General features: G+C 67.2%; 17 protein-coding genes. 8 read left to right on the forward strand and 9 right to left on the reverse strand.

Annotated elements, in window-relative coordinates:
• Positions 1-42: 42 nt before the first annotated feature.
• The 4 genes from phnE to IM543_10065 are packed head-to-tail and all read right to left on the reverse strand — an operon-like array spanning position 43 to position 3390.
• Positions 43-843: a phosphonate ABC transporter, permease protein PhnE gene (gene phnE, locus IM543_10050; GenBank protein ID QOY96132.1), complete on the reverse strand. Its 801-nt coding sequence runs from the start codon at positions 841-843 to the stop codon at positions 43-45.
• The gene (locus IM543_10055; GenBank protein ID QOY96133.1) at positions 840-1664 is read right to left on the reverse strand and encodes an ABC transporter permease; all 825 of its coding nucleotides are present in this window, start codon (positions 1662-1664) and stop codon (positions 840-842) included. Before IM543_10055 ends, phnE begins: the two co-directional genes overlap by 4 nt.
• On the reverse strand, positions 1664-2482 hold the full coding sequence (locus tag IM543_10060; GenBank protein ID QOY96134.1) for an ATP-binding cassette domain-containing protein: 819 nt from the start codon (positions 2480-2482) through the stop codon (positions 1664-1666). The genes IM543_10055 and IM543_10060 overlap by 1 nt, the downstream gene beginning before the upstream one ends.
• Before the next feature lie 20 nt (positions 2483-2502).
• A complete protein-coding gene (locus IM543_10065; protein QOY96135.1) occupies positions 2503-3390 on the reverse strand; it encodes a putative selenate ABC transporter substrate-binding protein in 888 nt (295 codons plus the stop codon).
• A 210-nt stretch (positions 3391-3600) separates the two neighbouring features.
• Between IM543_10065 and egtD the strand changes: the two genes are divergently transcribed.
• Genes egtD through IM543_10080 form a run of 3 tightly spaced genes read left to right on the forward strand, consistent with a single transcriptional unit; the run spans position 3601 to position 6757 of the window.
• Positions 3601-4584, forward strand: a complete 984-nt coding sequence (gene egtD / locus IM543_10070) for an L-histidine N(alpha)-methyltransferase (protein QOY96136.1) — start codon at positions 3601-3603, stop codon at positions 4582-4584.
• Positions 4584-5825, forward strand: coding sequence for an ergothioneine biosynthesis protein EgtB (locus IM543_10075; protein QOY96137.1), 1242 nt, complete (start codon positions 4584-4586; stop codon positions 5823-5825). Before egtD ends, IM543_10075 begins: the two co-directional genes overlap by 1 nt.
• A complete protein-coding gene (locus IM543_10080; GenBank protein QOY96138.1) occupies positions 5822-6757 on the forward strand; it encodes a YihY/virulence factor BrkB family protein in 936 nt (311 codons plus the stop codon). The genes IM543_10075 and IM543_10080 overlap by 4 nt, the downstream gene beginning before the upstream one ends.
• A 58-nt stretch (positions 6758-6815) precedes the next feature.
• Here IM543_10080 and IM543_10085 read toward each other — a convergent pair whose 3' ends face one another.
• Positions 6816-7784 (reverse strand): IS1595 family transposase, encoded by a 969-nt coding sequence (locus tag IM543_10085; protein QOY96139.1) that lies wholly within the window; start codon positions 7782-7784, stop codon positions 6816-6818.
• A 220-nt stretch (positions 7785-8004) separates the two neighbouring features.
• Here IM543_10085 and IM543_10090 point away from each other — a divergent pair, with 220 nt between their 5' ends.
• The 4 genes from IM543_10090 (at position 8005) to IM543_10105 (ending at position 10214) form a co-directional block, all read left to right on the forward strand.
• The gene (locus IM543_10090) at positions 8005-8250 is read left to right on the forward strand and encodes a hypothetical protein (GenBank protein QOY96140.1); all 246 of its coding nucleotides are present in this window, start codon (positions 8005-8007) and stop codon (positions 8248-8250) included.
• Between the two features lie 18 nt (positions 8251-8268).
• A complete protein-coding gene (locus IM543_10095) occupies positions 8269-8778 on the forward strand; it encodes a DUF2589 domain-containing protein (protein QOY96141.1) in 510 nt (169 codons plus the stop codon).
• A gap of 65 nt (positions 8779-8843) precedes the next feature.
• The gene (locus IM543_10100; GenBank protein ID QOY96142.1) at positions 8844-9545 is read left to right on the forward strand and encodes a DUF2589 domain-containing protein; all 702 of its coding nucleotides are present in this window, start codon (positions 8844-8846) and stop codon (positions 9543-9545) included.
• A gap of 33 nt (positions 9546-9578) precedes the next feature.
• Positions 9579-10214: a DUF1906 domain-containing protein gene (locus IM543_10105; protein ID QOY96143.1), complete on the forward strand. Its 636-nt coding sequence runs from the start codon at positions 9579-9581 to the stop codon at positions 10212-10214.
• Positions 10215-10265: 51 nt separating this feature from the next.
• Here the strand turns inward: IM543_10105 and selD are convergent, their stop codons facing one another.
• On the reverse strand, positions 10266-11321 hold the full coding sequence (gene selD, locus IM543_10110) for a selenide, water dikinase SelD (GenBank protein ID QOY96144.1): 1056 nt from the start codon (positions 11319-11321) through the stop codon (positions 10266-10268).
• Between the two features lie 12 nt (positions 11322-11333).
• Positions 11334-12320, reverse strand: coding sequence for a TIGR04348 family glycosyltransferase (locus IM543_10115; protein ID QOY96145.1), 987 nt, complete (start codon positions 12318-12320; stop codon positions 11334-11336).
• Positions 12321-12821: 501 nt separating this feature from the next.
• Between IM543_10115 and ltrA the strand changes: the two genes are divergently transcribed.
• Positions 12822-14189, forward strand: coding sequence for a group II intron reverse transcriptase/maturase (gene ltrA, locus IM543_10120; protein QOY96146.1), 1368 nt, complete (start codon positions 12822-12824; stop codon positions 14187-14189).
• Positions 14190-14289: 100 nt separating this feature from the next.
• Here the strand turns inward: ltrA and IM543_10125 are convergent, their stop codons facing one another.
• Together IM543_10125 and IM543_10130 are read right to left on the reverse strand one after the other, a co-directional pair.
• Positions 14290-15945 (reverse strand): DEAD/DEAH box helicase, encoded by a 1656-nt coding sequence (locus IM543_10125; GenBank protein ID QOY96147.1) that lies wholly within the window; start codon positions 15943-15945, stop codon positions 14290-14292.
• Between the two features lie 380 nt (positions 15946-16325).
• The gene (locus IM543_10130) at positions 16326-17591 is read right to left on the reverse strand and encodes a transglycosylase SLT domain-containing protein (protein QOY96613.1); all 1266 of its coding nucleotides are present in this window, start codon (positions 17589-17591) and stop codon (positions 16326-16328) included.
• Positions 17592-17748: the final 157 nt, after the last annotated feature.

A 17748-nucleotide genomic window follows, 5' to 3' on the forward strand; every position in this document is an offset into this window, starting at 1 on the left:
CGGCCGGTTATCTGATCTTCAGCGTGGTCTTGGGCGGGGTCTTCAGCGGGTCAGTACGCGGCGCAGCGCGAAGCTGAGCGCGTCCACCGCCGCCACCAGCAGCAGCATCGCGATCACGACCGTGGCCGCGCGCTGCATCTGGAACAGCGACAGATGGTATTTCAGCATCTGGCCGAGGCCGCCGGCGCCCACCACGCCCAGCACAGCGGCGGCGCGGATGTTGTTCTCCCAGCGGTACAGGGTATAAGACAGCATTTGCGGCAGGGCCTGCGGCAAGGTCGCGTACAGGAAGGCCGCCAAGGGCGCGGCGCCGTTGGTGCGCAGGCTCGCTTCCGGCAGCGGCTCGACGTTTTCCAGGGCATCGGCGAACAGGCGGCCCAGCACCCCGCTGGTGTGCGCGGCCAGCGCCAGGGTGCCGGCGAACGGACCGAGGCCGGCCGCGACCAGCAGCAGCGCGGCCCATACCAGTTCCGGAATCGAGCGCAGGACGTTCAGCACGATGCGGACCGCGCCGCGCAGGACCGCGCCCAGGCGCCCGGCCGCCGGCAGCGCCAGCGCCATGCCGCCGGCCACCGCGAGCAGGGTCCCCACCAGCGACATGGCCAGGGTCTCCCACAGGGCGACGAAGGTTTTCGACAGGAAGGCCGGACCGGTCTCGGGCGGCGTGAAGCCGGCCAGGAATTCGGTCATCGAGCTCACCGCCTCGGGCGTGAAGAAGGCGGCCCACTGCAGCGGCAGCGAGGCGAAGCTGGCCGCCACCAGCACCAGCAGCGCGCCCAGCAGCACCAGGGTGCCGGTGGCGCGCGGCGGCGGCGGCGGCAGCGAAGACGGCGCCGGCTTCATCCCAGCCTCCGGCGCAGCAGTTTCGAGACCAGGTCGGCCAGCGCCACCAGCAGCACGAACACGATCAGGATGGTGGATACCTCGCCGCCCGCCATCATGCGGGTGGACTCCTCCATGCGCTGGCCGAGGCCGCCGGCGCCCACGAAGCCCATCACCGCCGAGCCGCGGATCGCGCACTCCCAGCGGTAGACGGTGTAGGACACCAGTTCGGCGCTGGATTCGGGCAGGGCGCCGTACAGCAGGGCCGGCAGGCGCCCGCTGCCGTTGGCCAGCAGCGACTCGAGCGCGTGCGCGCTCGAGGACTCCAGGATTTCGGCGTACACCTTGGCCAGCATGCCGGAATAGGTCAGGGCGATCGCCAGCACGCCGGCGGTGGGGCCCAGCCCGACGATGCGCACGAACAGCAGCGCCCACACCAGTTCCGGGACGCTGCGCAGCAGCACCAGCACCCAGCGCAGCAGTTGGCGCGCCAGGGCGGCAACCGGGCGCATGCGCCCGGTGCCGAGGCGCGAGATCGACAGCCGCTCGCTGATGAGCATGGTGGCGGGAACGGCGCCCAGCAGCGCCAGGCTCAGGCCGGCGGTGGCGATCGCCACCGTCTGCCAGGTCTCGCGCAGCACCAGCGCCAGGAATTCGGCCCCGAACTCGGGGCGCAGGAAGTCGGACAGGAACATCGCCGCCGCCGACAGGCTTTGCGGGTCGAACAGCAGCCAGGGCTTGAATTCGCTCGCCGTCAGCATCGGCCACAGCAGCAGCAGGCAGACCAGCGTGGCGCCGACTCGGCCGCGCCAGGCCGGATCGGGATGCAGCGCGCGGGTCATCAGAAGCAGGCGCCGACGGCGATGCGGTCGGGCGATTCGTGCGGAGGCCGCGAAGCGGATTGCACCGCGTCGTTCTCGTACAGGGCCGCGATCATGGCGTCGCTGACCGCGCCGGTCGGGGCGTCGAACACGATGCGTCCGGCGCGCAGGCCGACCAGGCGCGGAAAGTGGGCGCGCGCCATCTCGACCTGGTGCAGGCTGCACACCAGGGCGGCATTGCGGCTGCCCGCCTCCTGCTGCAGGGTGGCCAGGGTATGCCGGGCCAGCGCCGGGTCGAGCGCGGAGATCGGTTCGTCGACCAGCAGGGCTTCGGCGCTGGAGAGCAGCAGGCGCGCCAGGCCGCAGCGCTGGCGCTCGCCGCCGGACAGGCGGTCGACGCGCGCATACAGCTTGTCGCCCAGGCCGAAGCGCGCCAGGGCGGCGTGCGCGGCATCCGGGTCGCTCGGGCGCACCAGCGAGGCGAAGGCCTGCCACAGGCTCATGTGGGGCAGGCGCGCGGCCAGCACCGCGGTCACCACGCGCTGGCGCGGCGGCAGCGGCGGCGTCTGCGGCGCCAGGAACAGGCGCGCGCGCAGCCGGTGGCGGGCCGCCTGCGGCAAGGCCCACGGGTCTTGCCCGAAGACCGAAAAATCGCCCTGGGCCGGACGGTGGGCACAGGCGAGGGTGGCGAGCAGGGTGGTCTTGCCGGCGCCCGAGGGGCCGATCAGGGCCAGCTGCTCGCCGGGTGCGACGACCAGGTCGAGGGCGGAGAGGGCGGGCGCGGTGTCGCGCGCCGCCGCCAGATGCCGTACCGTCAGTTTCTCGAGGCGAAAAGTCATCGCGTCCGCTGCCCTCTTGACTACTTCAGCAGGCCGGCATTGCGCGCCGCCGCTTCGATGGCGCGGTAGTTCGCCGCCTTGGTCGGGATGAACTTGGTGGCGCGCTGCAGTTCCAGGATCTGCTTGCCTTCCGGGGTGGACGGGTCCAGCGCCAGGAAAGCGTCGGTGATTTTCTTCTGCAGGGCCGGGTTCATGTCGCTGCGCACGGTCCAGTTGTAGTCGTAGTAGCCCGGCGTGGTGTAGAACACCCGCACCACCTTCGGATCCACCTTCTTGGCCTCGATCAGCTTGTCCCACACCGAGATGTTGAGGGCGCCGGCATCGACCTTGCCGCCCGCGACCGCGGCCACGGTGGCGTCATGCGCGCCCGAGAAGGCGATGCGCTTGAGATCGGTATCCGGGTCAATCTTGGCCGCCAGCAGGTAGGAGCGCGGCATCAGGTGGCCCGAGGTCGAGGATTCCGAACCGAAGGACAGGGTCTTGCCCTTCAGGTCTTCCAGCTTGTTGATCGACGGGTTGGTGGTGATGAACACCGAGCGGAACTTCTCGTCCTCGGCGCGCTGCACCAGCGGGGTCACCTGGCCCTTGCTGCGTACGTCCGCCTGCACGAAGGTGAAGCCGCCGAACCAGACCATGTCGATCTTGCGGTTGATCAGGCCTTCGACCGAGGCCGCGTAGTCGGTCACCGGGGTGAACTCGACCTTCAGGCCGGTCGCCTTGGCCAGGTAGTCGCCCAGCGGCTTGAACTTGCGCTGCAGTTCGGTCGGGGCTTCGTCGGGAATTGCCGAGACGCGCAGCACGCCGGGGGTATTCTGGGCAGCGGCGCCGCCGGCAGCGAACATCAGGCCGGCCGACAAGGTGGCAGCGAACATGGTTTTCAACATACGCGAAGGCGAGAACAGGGTCATGGCGTCTTTCTTGTTAGTGACTGGAGTTAAATAGCGGAAACAAAGCGGACACGCTGAACCGGGGTCGTCGTGCCCGCACGCCAGGCGGAAACGGCAAATGGCCGAATTCCGCTATGATGGCAAAAACGGCAACTCAGGTCCGGTCGATCAGGTCCGGGAATACAAGCTTGGCAACCAAGCCAGGCCGCACGGCGCGGCGTGGCGGCACGAATGATAACGCTTATGCACATCTCCTGCACGGAAGACCGCCCGCGCGCCGTCAACGCCCATGTGGCGGACGAACTGCACACGGGGCTCCAGGCGCAAGACGCCTGGATCTCACCGAAGTTCCTGTACGACGCGCTCGGCTCCCGGCTGTTCGAAGCCATCTGCGAGCTGCCCGAGTACTATCCGACGCGCACCGAGGCGGCCATCTTCGCGCGCCACGGCGCCGAGATCGCGCGCGTGGCCGGCAGCGGCACCACCCTGGTCGACCTGGGTGCGGGCAACTGCGCCAAGGCTGCTGCGCTGTTCCCCTTGCTGGCCCCCGCCCAGTACGTGGCGGTCGACATCTCGGCCGAGTTCCTGTACGAGGCGCTCGAGCGCCTGCGCCTGCGCTTCCCGCACATCGACATGGAAGCGCTGGGCATGGACTTTTCCAGCCGCTTCGAGCTGCCGCCCCGGGTACGGGCCGAGCGCCGCCTGTTCTTCTATCCCGGCTCATCGATCGGCAACTTCACGCCGGACGAGGCCGGCGCCTTCCTGCAGCGCCTGCGCGCCCAGTGCGGGCCCGACGGCGGCGTGCTGATCGGCGTCGACCTGGCCAAGGACAAGGCCACCCTCGATGCCGCCTACGACGACGCGCTCGGCGTCACCGCCGCCTTCAACCTGAACCTGCTGCGCCACGTGAACCACCTGGTCGATGCCGATTTCGACATCCGCGCCTGGCGCCACCACGGTTTCTACAACCCGGAACGCGGCCGCGTCGAGATGCACCTGGAAGCGGTGCGCCGCCAGGAGGTGCACTGGCGTTGCGGCGAGCAGGCCTGTTCGCGCGTGTTCGAGCCGGGCGATCGCATCCACACCGAGAACAGCTACAAGTACCAGCAGGCCGATGCCATCGCGCTGCTGGAGCGTTCCGGGTTCGAGGCCACGCGCGTGTGGACCGACCCGCAGCGCTGGTTCGCGGTGATCCACGCACAGGCGGTCGGCTGATGGGCATCGGGCAGCGCGAAGACCTCCTGCATGCCTACGACCGGGTACGCCGGCGCTCGCTCGAGATCGCCGCGCCCTTGTCGAGCGAGGATTGCTGTGCCCAGTCGATGCCCGACGCCAGTCCGGTCAAGTGGCACCTGGCGCACACCACCTGGTTCTTCGAGACCTTCATCCTCGAGGCGCATGAGGCAGGCTTCAGTCCTTTCCACCCGGCTTTCCGGATGCTGTTCAATTCCTACTACAACGGCATTGGCGCCAAGCATCCGCGTCCCCAGCGCGGCCTGCTCACCCGCCCGTCGCTCGACGACGTGCTGGCCTACCGCGCGGACGTCGACCGCCGCATCGCCCGCCTGCTGGCGGCCGGCGCCGAAGCTGCCGTGGCCGGCCTGCTGGAGCTGGGCCTGCAGCACGAGCAGCAGCACCAGGAACTGATGCTGACCGACGTCAAGCACCTGCTGGCCCAGAATTCCCTGTACCCGGCCTATGCGCCGCAAGCGATGGACGCGGGGGTGGCGCCGGAGCCGGCCGCATGGATCGCGTTCGACGGCGGCCTGGCCGAAATCGGCTACGACGGCAGCGGCTTTTGCTTCGACAACGAGTTGCCGCGCCACCGTACCTACGTCGCCCCCTTCGAACTGGCCTCGCGCCTGGTCACCAACGGCGAGTACCTGGAATTCATCGACGCGGGCGGCTACCGCGACCCGGCGCTGTGGCTGGCCGAGGGCTGGGACCGCGTGTGCAGCGGCGAGATCACGCATCCGCTGTACTGGATCGCCGGCGAAGGCGGCGCCTGGCGCGAATTCACGCTGCACGGCGTACAGGCGCTCGACCTGGCGCGTCCGGTCACCCACGTCTCGCTGTACGAAGCGGACGCGTATGCGCGCTGGCGCGCCACCCGCCAGCCCGGCCTGCGCCTGCCGACCGAGGCCGAGTGGGAGTTCGCCGCGCGCCAGGCGACGCTGGCCGGCGGCGCCCTGCATCCGGCCGCAGCCGACGGCGAGGGCCTGCTGCAGATGTTCGGGGCCTGCTGGCAGTGGACTAGCAGCAGCTACGCGCCTTACCCCGGCTATGCGCCCGCCGCGGGCGCCATCGGCGAGTACAACGGCAAGTTCATGGTCAACCAGTACGTGCTGCGCGGTTCATCCTGCGCCACGCCCGAGGGCCATGCGCGCGCCAGCTACCGCAACTTCTTTCCGTCCGGGGCGCGCTGGCAGTTCACCGGGATCAGGCTGGCGCGATGAGTCGTCGCAGGAGCTGGCGCGAGCGCCTGCTGGACCAGCGCGCGAACGCCTGGATCCTGGCCCATCCGCTGGCCTTCTTCCTGCAGGTGATCCGGGCGTTCCGTGCCAACCAGGGCCTGTTGCTGGCGGGCGCGGTCGCCTACTACGCGCTGCTGTCGATCGTGCCTTTCCTGATGCTGGTGGTGGTGGCGCTGTCGCACTTCATTGACCAGGCCGAACTGCTCGACACCCTGCAGCGCTATATCGGGCTACTGGTGCCGGGACAGACCCAGCCGATCGTGGCCGAGGTGGCGCATTTCCTCGAGAACCGCGAGCTGATCACCTGGCTGCTGGCGGTCACGATGCTGTTTTTCAGTTCGCTGGCCTTCACGGTGCTGGAGAACGCGATGAGCGTGATCTTCGTGCACCGGGTAGCGGTGCGGCGCCGCCATTTCCTGGTGTCGGCGGTGCTTCCGTACTGCTACATCCTGGCGCTGGGACTGGGGGTCATGATCGTGACCCTGGTGGCGGGCACGCTGGAAGTGCTGGGCCGCGAAAGCGTCTGGCTGTTCGGCTACCAGTGGTCGCTGGGCGGCGTGTCCGGCGCGCTGCTCTACCTGCTCGGGCTGTGCGGCGAGATCCTGGTGCTGACCTCGATCTACCTGGTGATGCCGGTCGGGCGCCTGTCGCTGTGGCACGCGCTGGTCGGCGGCATCAGCGCGGCGCTGCTATGGGAGATGGCGCGCCATGTGCTGGTCTGGTACTTCTCGACCCTGTCGCAGGTGAACGTCGTCTATGGTTCGATGACGACCGCAATCGTGGTGATGTTCAGCCTCGAGATCGCTGCCACGCTGCTGCTGCTGGGCGCCCAGGTGATCGCCGAATACGAGCGCGTCGGGCATGGCCTGACCGAGCGGCCGGCCGAGCCGCTGCACACGGATCCGCCGGCCTGACCAAGCGGGTACGAAAACGTCGGTAGGAAAGCGCCGGTAGGAAAAGGCGCTGTTACCTTTATCTATTGATGACCCCGATTGCGATGCGTAAGAACTGTTCCGCAGCAATTACCTGCGCGCGGTCGAGCACCCGGTGCCAGCCGAGGTAATTCGGCAGGTAGCGCGATGCCACGCCGCGAAAGCGGGCCAGCCAGTCGCGCAGACGCTGATGGAAAGCGTTGACGTTCTGGACGTGGAGGGCGTTGCCAGCGTCACGGCGCACGCGCACGCCGGCGCGCAAGTTCACCGCCTGGTGGGCGATCCCATGTTTGCGTGAAAACGCCCGGTAGGCAGCGTTGGCGTCGCTGACCAGGAGTGCTTGCCGGTCGAGCCTGGGCAGCAGGTGGCGTTCCAGGTGCGCCGTCTTCAAGGCCCCGCGCCCGACCAATGCGCCGATGGTCTGCCTGGCGCGGTCGCGTGCCACCAGGATGCAGTCGAGCTCGTTCGAGATGCCGCGTTTGCGCGCCGCGCCGCCACGCTTTCTCGGCGCCCGGTCCAGCTTGCGCGCGCCCTTTTGCGATTCCAGGATGAACATTTCATCGGCCTCGACGATGCCGCTCAGTTGCTCTGGTTGGTCGTGCTTGACCCGGTCGACGAAGCGGTGGCGCCAGCGAAACGCGGTGTTGCGATGCACGCCGACATCAAGGGCGGCGCGGCGCACCGATTTGGCCCCGATCAATGCGTCCAGGTAGTCGAGCCATTTTTCGCGCAGCCGCAGCCGCGCAAAAGGCGTGCCGCTCAGGTCGTTGAAGCTGCGGCCGCATTCCCGGCAGCGGTAGCGCTGCAGGCCATTGGCATGGCCGTGCCGGTAGCAGCGCGTGCAGGCGCAGCGCGGACACGCGCGTTGGGGTGCGCGGATCTGCTCGATGAGGGCGACGATCCGGTCCAGCCCTGCGGCCGGATGCAATGCCGCCAGTGTTTGTTGGCGCTGCGCCCCGTTCAGCGCGGGCAGCCGCGCGAACCACTTCCTGAAGCTGGGTGTTTTCACGGCCGCTTCCTGTCGATGGAGACAGGTGTTCGACCAGGGAGATGCTCAGCAGTTCAGCCCTCATCCATAGTTAACGCTGACAGAGCCTAGGAAAATGCTGGTACCGTTCCGTACTTGCGGTTTGTCAATTTATATCTGGAAAGCAATGGCACAGTAAGGTCTTGCGCAGACGTTTGGGCTAGCTCAATCGGGTGCGAGAACAAACTTATTGGGAGATGCCATGAGCCAAACTGTCGCCCTCGTCCTTCCCCTGCCGGTCGCGCTGGCGCTGGTCGTCGTGCTGCTCGTGCTGCTGGCGCTGAGCGCGGTCGCACTGTCCTTGCGCAAACAGGCGCAGGTCCGGGCTCCGGCCGGCGCTGGCGGCGAGGTGGCCGCCTGGACCCCTGAAGCCGAGGGCTTCCGCCTCGGCCACCTGCACATCGACGGCCTGGCCGAGCTGTCCGGCCCGCAGCGCCGCCTGCGCTGATCCTGGAGGAACCGACCCATGTCGATCAAGCTGGGCGGCCTGCTGGCCGGCGTCAAGCGCGCGGTCGTCGACGCGCACCGCAGCGTCTCCGAGCAGCACATGGAGGAACTGGCGCAGTACTTCGTGCCCGCGCCGGGGCAGAAGGCCGACCTGCAATTCCCCGACGGCCAATGGGAGGCGCGCAGCGTCGTCATGCAGGTCCCGCACGAGGCCAGCCGCAACGGCAAGGTGTCGATCGAGCGGCGCGACGTGCATGTTCCCCTGATTACCCTGCTGCCGCTGCGTAGCCACGTGATCGAGCGCGTCGAGCTCCTGACCACGCTCGACTTTTCGCTGGCGCCGCCACTGTCCGACGCCGAGGCGCGCGGCGAGGCCGACCTGCCGCCCGACATCACCGTCAAGCTCGGCCACAAGGGGCCGCATAGCGCCGAAGTGAAGATCGTCGTGCATGCCGCCGACCTGCCGCCGGGCTACGCCCGCCTGGTCGGCGCCTACGAAAAAGTCCTGAACGCGCAGCTTCCCACCTGAGGGCGCGCCCCGGCTTCCACCCCGCGGGATGCTGCATCCCGCATCCAACCCAGAAGGAGAAGAGAATGGCAGACAGCATCGATGGCGGCCTGGTAAGCATGGCCCAGCAGTTCTCCGGCTTGCCGATGGACTCGCTGATCGGCGGCCCGCTGCAGGCGGCGGCCAGTGCCCAGCAGGGCCTGGCGATGACCCAGACCCAGTACATCCTGAACACCGGCTTCAACCAGACCAAGGACGCCAACGGCCAGATCACCTACACCCCGATCACCGCCAGCATCGCCATGGGCCAGAGCCAGCCGGTGATCGCGGCCGACGGCAAGGTGAGCACGGCCGATTCGCACCTGAACGTCGATTTCCCGATCATCACCATGGTGCCGATCCCCTCGCTGGCGGTGACCTCGGTCGACATCGCCTTCGACATGGAGGTCAAGTCGAGCTACACCCACGAGACCGATGCCGAAACCTCGTCCAAGACCCAGGAACAGGGCTCCTTCGACGCCAAGGCGGGCTGGGGCTGCTTCTCGGTCGAGGTCAAGGGCTCGGTCTCGCACGACTCCTCGCAGTCGAATTCGGACAAGCAGACCTACCAGAAGAGCAACGATGCCAAGTACCACGTCGAGGTGAAGGCCGAACAGCAGCCGATCCCGGAAGGCATCAAGATGCTGCTCAAGATGTTCGGCGATAACATGACCATGAAGCCGATCATGGCCGGCGGGCAGCCCCAGCAGCAAAACACGCAGCAATCGATCCCTGCGCCGCACGCATAAACCGGCATCGATCGTCATCGAGGGAGGGGAGAGATGGCCACGCCAACGAGCGCACAGACAGGCTTCGACACCGCGCTGCAACTGACCCGCCATGCGCAGGCCTTGCGCGCGCAGGGGATCGATTTCGTGATGCGCTACTACAGCCACAATACGGCGAAGAACCTGGGACCGGTCGAAGCGCGGGCCCTGGCGGCGGCCGGACTGCGCCTGGGGGCGGTCTGGGAAAGCGCCGGCACCCACGCCGGCTACTTCAGCCGCGCCCAGGGCCAGGCCGACGGCGCCGGTGCGCTGGCGCTGGCGCGCGCGGTCGGGCAGCCGGCCGGGTCGAGCATTTATTTCGCGGTCGACTACGACCCGTCCCAGGCCGACCTCGACGGTCCGGTGGCCGATTACTTCGCCGGGGTCACCTCGGCCCTGGGCTGCGGCTACCGCATCGGCGTCTACGGATCGGGCATGTGCTGCGGCTACCTGCTCGAGCGCGGGCAGGCCGACTGCACCTGGCTGTCGCAATCGACCGGCTTCGCCGGATCGAAAGCCTTTGCCCAGGCCCTGCGCTACGACCTGATCCAGGCGCTGCCGAAAACCATCGCGCTGGACGGCTGCACGCTGGATGTCGATCCCGACAGCACCAATCCGGCCGGCGATCCCGGGCTGTTCCAGCCGGGCTGACACCGCTGGCGGGCCGCCAGCCGGCACTCAAGCGACAGGTTCTGCCGAACTTCAGCCGACCTTCACGCCGGGCGCGCCCGCTTCCATGCGCCCGATCACCGCCGCCTCGCCGAAGCCTTCGCGGGCGAACAGCCCCAGCACCTCGTCCACGCTCGCCGGGTCGCACGAGACCAGCAGGCCGCCGGAGGTCTGCGGGTCGGTCAGCAGGGCGCGCTGGGCCGGTGTGATGGCGGCGCCCAGTGCCACCTCCTGGCCGTAGGCGTCCCAGTTGCGCCCGGAGGCGCCGGTGAAGAAGCCGTCCTGCGCCAGTTGCAGCACGCCCGGCAGCAGCGGCACCTTGTCCATCTCGAGCGTGGCCGTCAGGCGCGCGCCGCGCGCCAGTTCCAGCAGGTGGCCGAGCAGGCCGAAGCCGGTAACGTCGGTCAGCGCATGCACGCCCGGCATTTCGGCCAGCAGGCGTCCCGGCTTGTTCAGCTTGGTGGTGTTGGCGATCATCGCCGCATAGCCTTCCTCGCCCAGCGCATCCTTCTTCAGCGCCGCCGACAGCACGCCCACGCCGAGCGGCTTGCCGAGCACCAGCAGGTCGCCGGCGCGGGCGTCCGCATTGCGCTTGACCTTCGACGGATGCACCAGGCCCATCACCACCAGGCCGTAGATCGGCTCGACCGAATCGATGGTATGACCGCCGGCGATCGGAATGCCGGCGTCGGCGCACACGGATTCGCCGCCGCGGATGATCTGGCCGATGGTCTCGAGCGGCAGCTTGTTGACCGGCATGCCGACCAGGGCCAGTGCCATGATCGGCGTGCCGCCCATCGCATACACGTCCGAGATCGCATTGGTGGCGGCGATGCGGCCGAAGTCGAAGGGGTCGTCGACGATCGGCATGAAGAAGTCGGTGGTGGCGATCAGGGCCTGCTCGTCGTTGAGCTTGTAGACGGCGGCGTCGTCGGCGGTCTCGATGCCGACCATCAGCTCTTTCGGCACCGGGAAGCCGGTCGACTTGTTCAGGATTTCGGCCAGCACCCCCGGCGCGATCTTGCAGCCGCAGCCGCCGCCGTGCGAGAACGAGGTGAGTTTGATGGGTTGGTCGTTCGTCGTGCTCATCGATAGGTTCCTTCAGTGTCGGGCCGCGCGGGGCGCGGAAAGAAAAAGATTATCCACCATGTCGCGCAGCGCCGCTTGCTCCACGCTTGGGGCGAACAGGGCGGCGCGGGCCGCGCACTGGCGCCGCAGCAGGTCGTCGAAGGCGGCGTCGCCGATCATCCGGTCGATCAGCCGGGCCAGCGCGGCGGCGTCGCCCGCGGGAAAGTAGCCGGCGTAGTCCTCGCCCAGCATGCCGCGGTTGCCGCCGATATCGGATGCCAGCACCGGCACGCCGCTGGTAACCGCTTCGATGATGACGTTGGCGCCGCCCTCCATGCGCGAGGTGATCGCCATCGCGCGGCAACGCTTGAGGCGCTGGCGCGCGGCCGCGTGGGGCAGGGCGCCGAGCCAGCGGTAGCGCGGATTGGCCGCCTGCGCTTGCATCGCGGCCTGGCCCAGCATGGGATCGAGCGCGCCGCCGATGTGCAGCAGCCGCGCCGCAGGGTGGGTGACCAGGGCGGCGGCGTGGAGGTAGGTGAGCGGGTCTTTCTCGTCGCGCAGGTGGCCGATCATGCAGATGTCGGCATGGCGCGGCGCCGCCCCGCGGACGTGGGCGCGCAGGCTGGGGGCCGACTGGTAGATGACGCGCGCCTTCGGGTGCAGCCGCGGCGGCAGCAGGGCCAGGCCGGCCGGCTGCAGCAGCACCAGCGCATCGGCGCGCTCGAGCGAGGCACGCGCCTGCGGGTCCTTGGCGATGTCGCGATAGAGGTCGGTGCCGGTCAGGACCAGCACCGATGGCCGGTCGGGATGGGCGTGCGTGAATGCGGCAAGCGCGGCCGCCGAGCGGCGCGCATGCAGGGCGATCATGAGGTCCGGCGCCTGGTCCGGGCGCGTCCAGTCGCCCGCCACGTCCACGCGATAAGCGCTGCGCAAGAAGCGCGCCCAGCGGCTCGCGGTTTGCCAGTTGCCGTTGTTCTCGCGGGCGGTGGCGGGGCTGACGATGAGGATGTGCTTGCGCACCGGCGGGTCTCCAGAAAACGCTGGCCTGCGATTATAGCCGGGGCTGTGCGCTCCCGGCAGACGAAAAAAATGGCTGCCCGAGGGCAGCCATTCTTCATGGTGCGCCCAGCATGGGCGCACTCCTGCGGGTGAAAGTCCTGCCGCGAGCTGACCACAGTGAGCGAAGTGAAGCGCAACTGCATGAGGGTAACCGAGTGTGGGAAGGAAGCGTGGATCGTAAATCATGAGCCGAGGAACACGAATCGCATAGAAGGCGTTGCCGATCAGGGCGAGCGGGCCATGAACCGCAAAGCTCTTGTGGTCAAGGAGAGGTGGCGTAGATGCGGCGGTTGTGTGATGAAGGAGTGCGGCCCTTACCTGGGGACGCCCCGCCTTGTGCCTGAAAGGGCGACGAAAAAAAAATCGGAGCGGGGTCTCAGCAGAGGTCATAGTAGTTGGAGGTAGCGCTGGGAAGGCTCGACTCCGCCGACGAAGGACCGAACGAGTAGGAGTGAATCCGATATGTCGATGCAGAAGGCACAGCGTCAGATGCCCGCAAACGCGGGGCGGGAAGCCGTAGGGCAAGGTGAAGCCATGCTCGATGCTTTCAGCGACGAAGCGTTCTGCCCGCGGCATGCAACCGGAGGCACGGGGTCAGCGTTGCTGCAAGCGGCGCTGACGACAGAGAACCTGCGGCGGGCGTTCAAGCGTGTGCGTGCCAACAAGGGAGCGGCTGGCGTGGATGGACTGGACATTGACCAGACCTCGCGTCTGCTGGCAACCGAGTGGCCTCACATACGAGAACAACTGTTGGCAGGGACGTACCGGCCCAGTCCGGTACGTCGGGTGACGATTCCGAAGCCCGACGGTGGCGAGCGCGAGCTTGGCATCCCGACGGTGACGGATCGGCTGATCCAGCAAGCACTATTACAGGTGGTGCAACCGATCCTTGATCCCACTTTCAGCGAGCATAGCTACGGCTTCCGACCGGGCAGGCGTGCGCAGGATGCGGTATTAGCCGCTCAGGCATACGTCCAGTCCGGGCTGAGAATCGTGGTGGACGTGGACCTGTCGAAGTTCTTCGACCGGGTCAACCATGACATCCTGATCGACCGCTTGAAGAAACGCATCGACGACGCTGGAGTGATCCGGCTGGTCCGTGCCTATCTGAACAGCGGCATCATGGAGCATGGTGTAGTACAGGAACGGAACGAAGGAACGCCGCAAGGCGGTCCATTGAGTCCGCTGCTTGCCAACGTCATGCTCGATGAAGTGGACAAGGAACTGGAACGGCGCGGCCATCGCTTTGCGCGCTACGCCGACGACGCGAACGTCTATGTTCGTAGCGTGCGTGCGGGCCAGCGGGTGATGAGGCTGCTGCGGCGCTGCTATGCCAGACTGCACCTCGTGGTCAACGAAGGCAAGAGCGCCGTGGCCAGCGTCTTTGGCCGCAAGTTCCTCGGCTACAGCCTGTGGGTGGGGCGTGGGGGCGAAGTCAAACGCAAGGTGGCGGAAAAGCCGTTGCAAGCGTTTAAACAACGCATCAGGGAGCTAACCCGCCGATCTGGTGGGCGTAGCATGCCGGATGTGGTGCAGGGACTTCGTTCCTATATGCTGGGTTGGAAAGGGTACTTCCAGTTGGCGCAAACCCCAAAGGTATGGCGCGGACTCGATGAATGGTTGCGGCACAGGCTGCGGGCTATCCAGCTCAAGCACTGGAAGCGCGGAAGCACCATGTATCGGGAGCTCCTTAAACTTGGGGCTTGGCCGTCGGCAGCGAGGCACGTAGCGGCGAACAGCCGCCGCTGGTGGCACAACAGCGATAGGTTACTCAAAACAGTGATGACTATCGGCTATTTCGACCGACTCGGTGTACCTCGCCTGTCTTGACCTCAACTACTCGAACCGCCCGGTGCGGACCCGCATGCCGGGTGGTGTGGCAGGGGAGCGGCCCTCAGGGCCGTCCCCTATGCCGATCAGACTTCAACGATCAGTATTCGCCGAAGCTGCGGCGAACGCCGTCGGCCGAGCGCGGGTGCGCCGACTTGGCGTAGCCGCCTTCACGGCGGGCGCCTTCCGGGCGGTTGCCACGGTAGCCGCCTTCGCGCGAGGTCCGGCTATCCGGAGCGCCTGCCGGCGCGCCTTCGCGCGGGGCCGCGTCACGGCGGAAGCCGCCTTCACGCTGCGGACGGTCGCCGTAGCCGCCGGTGCGCGGGGCGCCGTAGCCTTCACGCGGGCCACGGGTATCCGGGCCGCGGTCTGCATAGCGGCTTTCGGCAGGGCGCGCGTAGCCGGCTTCGCGTGGTGCGCGGTCGGCATAGCCGCCTTCGCGCGGCGCGCCGTAGCCCGGCTTGGCGAAGCTGCGCTGGCCCGGCTTGGCGGCATTGCGGCCGTCGCCCGGCTTCCAGCCCGGACGGCTGGCCGAACGGGTCGGGGCGCTACGCTTCGGCTCGAAGCCTTCCACCACGTCGACCGGGATCGACTGCTTGGTGAAGCGTTCGATGCGCTTGACGTTCATGCCTTCGGCGTGGTTCACCAGCGAGATCGCCAGGCCGTTGCGGCCTGCGCGGCCGGTACGGCCGATGCGGTGCACGTAGTCCTCGGGGAACTTCGGCAGGTCGTAGTTCACCACGTGGGTGATGGTCGGCACGTCGATGCCGCGGGCGGCGACGTCGGTCGCCACCAGCACGCGCACCTGGCCGCGGCGCATGCTGTCCAGGGTGCGGTTGCGCGCGCCCTGGTGCATGTCGCCGTGCAGGGCGGCGGCCGCGAAGCCGGCGATGTTCAGGCGGTCGGCGATCATGTCGGCATCGCGCTTGGTCGCGGTGAACACCACGGCCTGGTCCATGCTTTCGTCACGCAGCAGGTGGTCGAGCAGGCGGTTCTTGTGCGACAGGTCGTCGACGAAGTGCACCTTCTGGACGATGTTCTCGTGGCGGTTGGCCGCGCTCAGGATCTGGATCGTCTGCGGGTTGCGGGTGATGCGGCGCGCCATGTTGCCCACCACGCCGTCCAGCGTGGCCGAGAACAGCATGGTCTGGCGGGTTTCCGGCGTGGCGGCGACGATCTTCTCGATGTCTTCGATGAAACCCATGTCCAGCATGCGGTCGGCTTCGTCCAGCACCAGGATCTCGAGCTGCGAGAAGTCGATCTTGCCCGACTCCATGTGGTCGATCAGGCGGCCCGGGGTCGCCACCAGGATTTCCGGGTTCTTCGACAGCAGTTGCATCTGCTTCGGATAGGGCATGCCGCCCAGGATCGACACGGCGCGGATGCGGCGCATGTCGGAAGTATATTGTTCGGTCGCGGTGGTCACCTGCAGTGCCAGCTCGCGGGTCGGGGTCAGGACCAGCATTTTCGGCTGGGCCGGGGTGAAACGGACGCGTTCGCCGCGGGCGCGCGCCGACTGGGCGTTCTGCGCAGGGGTGCGGGATTGCGCAGCCGGTTCCGCATTGGCCAGCTTGTGCAGGGCCGGCAGCATGAATGCCGCGGTCTTGCCCGAGCCGGTCTGCGAGGACACCAGCAGGTCACGGCCGGCGATGCCGGCGGGGATGGCCTGCTCCTGCACCGGGGTCGGCTTGGTATAGCCGGCGGTGGCAACTGCCTTGACGAGCGACGCGTGTAAACCTAGTGCTTCAAAACTCATGTGTACTTTTACTTTCGGAATTAAATCATGATCGCGCGTGTCAAGATGACGAGCGCAAAATAGCAACGCGAACCAACACTACGAAATGACTCAGAAATGAAAGAAATTTCGGCACAAAAGCTTTGCGCCGGGACGGTGTCTGGATGCTGACACGCAGGGCGGGAGGGCTTTTTAAGGAGGGCGACCGTTTGTCGCCAAGGCTTGCGATGCTGCTTGTTGTAGTACGGTGAACTGCTGCGTCCGGTCTGTGTTGGACGTTCTATTGCAGCGCACAAACGACACTATACAGGAGTTTGAAAAAGTCTGCACGCGACCGCAAGGTGATGCGGCCGGGAAAAGGAGGCGTTTAAGGCCGGCCTAAGCGCCGGCCTTGATGTGGATCAACGATGCTTGCGCTTGGCAGAGGTGTTGCGCGCAATGCGCTTGCGCGAGGAGCGCGCCTTCGATTTGTAGCGCGAGGCCGAGGCCTTCACGCGCGGACTGCGTTCTGCCTCGAAGGCCAGCACCGCATTGTCGATGATGTTCTCGGCGATGTCGCCGGCCTGCGAGGCGGACGCCTTCGGCACCAGGATGGTCGAGCCGGCCTTGACGGTCGACCGTGCCGGGATGTTGTTGGCCTGGCGGATGACTTCCGGGGTGGTGCCGAATTTCGATGCCAGCGCAGTGATGCTGGTGCGCGCCTTGGTGATCTTGTGCGTGGTCCAGCTCGACAGTTCGCGACCCCACTGGGCCAGGTTCAGCTGGAATTTCTCGGCATTCGCCTTCGGCAGCAGGATCTTGGTCTTCTCGCCACCGATGATGACCGGCTTCTTGAATTGCGGATTGAGCGCCTTGAATTCGTCGAGCGACATCTCGGCCAGCTGGGCGGCGACGGCGACATCGATGTCGCTGGTCTTGTCGATGGCGGTGAAGTAGGGCTGGTTGTCGATCGCCGGCAGGGCCACGTTGTACTGGGCCGGATTGGCGACGATGTTCTTGACCGCCTGCAGCTTCGGCACGTAGTTGCGGGTCTCGAGCGGCATGAGTTCGGCCAGGCTGTCGAAGTCGGTCGGCTTGCCGAGCGCCTGGTTGTGCTTGACGATGCGCTGGATGTTGCCTTCGCCCCAGTTATAGGCCGCCAGGGCCAGCTGCCAGTCGCCGAACATGGTGTACAGGCGCTGCAGGTAGCTCAGGGCCGCGTCGGTCGACGCCAGCACGCCGCGGCGCTCGTCCTTGAACATGTTCTGCTTCAGGTCGTAGTCCTTGCCGGTGCCCGGCACGAACTGCCACAGGCCGGCCGCGTTGGCGGTCGACAGGGCTTGCGGGTTGAAGGCGGATTCGATGACCGGCAGCAGGGCCAGTTCGGTCGGCATGCCGCGCTTCTCGAGTTCCTGGACAATATGGAAGAGATAAGGCGAGGCACGGCCGGAGATGCGCTTGAGGCTGTCCGGATGGGCGCTGTAGGCCCGGGTGTGGCGGCTGACCAGGCTGTTGTCGAGGTCGGGGATCGCATAACCGCTGCGGATGCGGCCCCAGACATCGGTTTCCCTGTAGTCGTCCGCTTTCAGCAGGCCCGGCGCCAGGGGCGCGGCAGGGCGGGCATTGAGCGCGTTGGCGAGCGCAGGGACGGTCGACGCCGGAGCGCCTGCCGATGCCGCGTCGTCCATCGCGTGGGCGAGCGGGGCGGTGAGCGGGGAGGTGGCCAGCAGTGCCAGCGCGGCAGTCGCTACGGTCTTGCGGATCATGTCGTGCATCGCTTTCCAATGTTGCATCCGAGAACGGATGTACTGGTCAAGTGGAGCAGTGTACGTAGTCATGCTCGCG

The organism is Massilia sp. UMI-21 (assembly GCA_015277795.1).
In the GTDB taxonomy this organism is placed as follows: domain Bacteria; phylum Pseudomonadota; class Gammaproteobacteria; order Burkholderiales; family Burkholderiaceae_D; genus Telluria.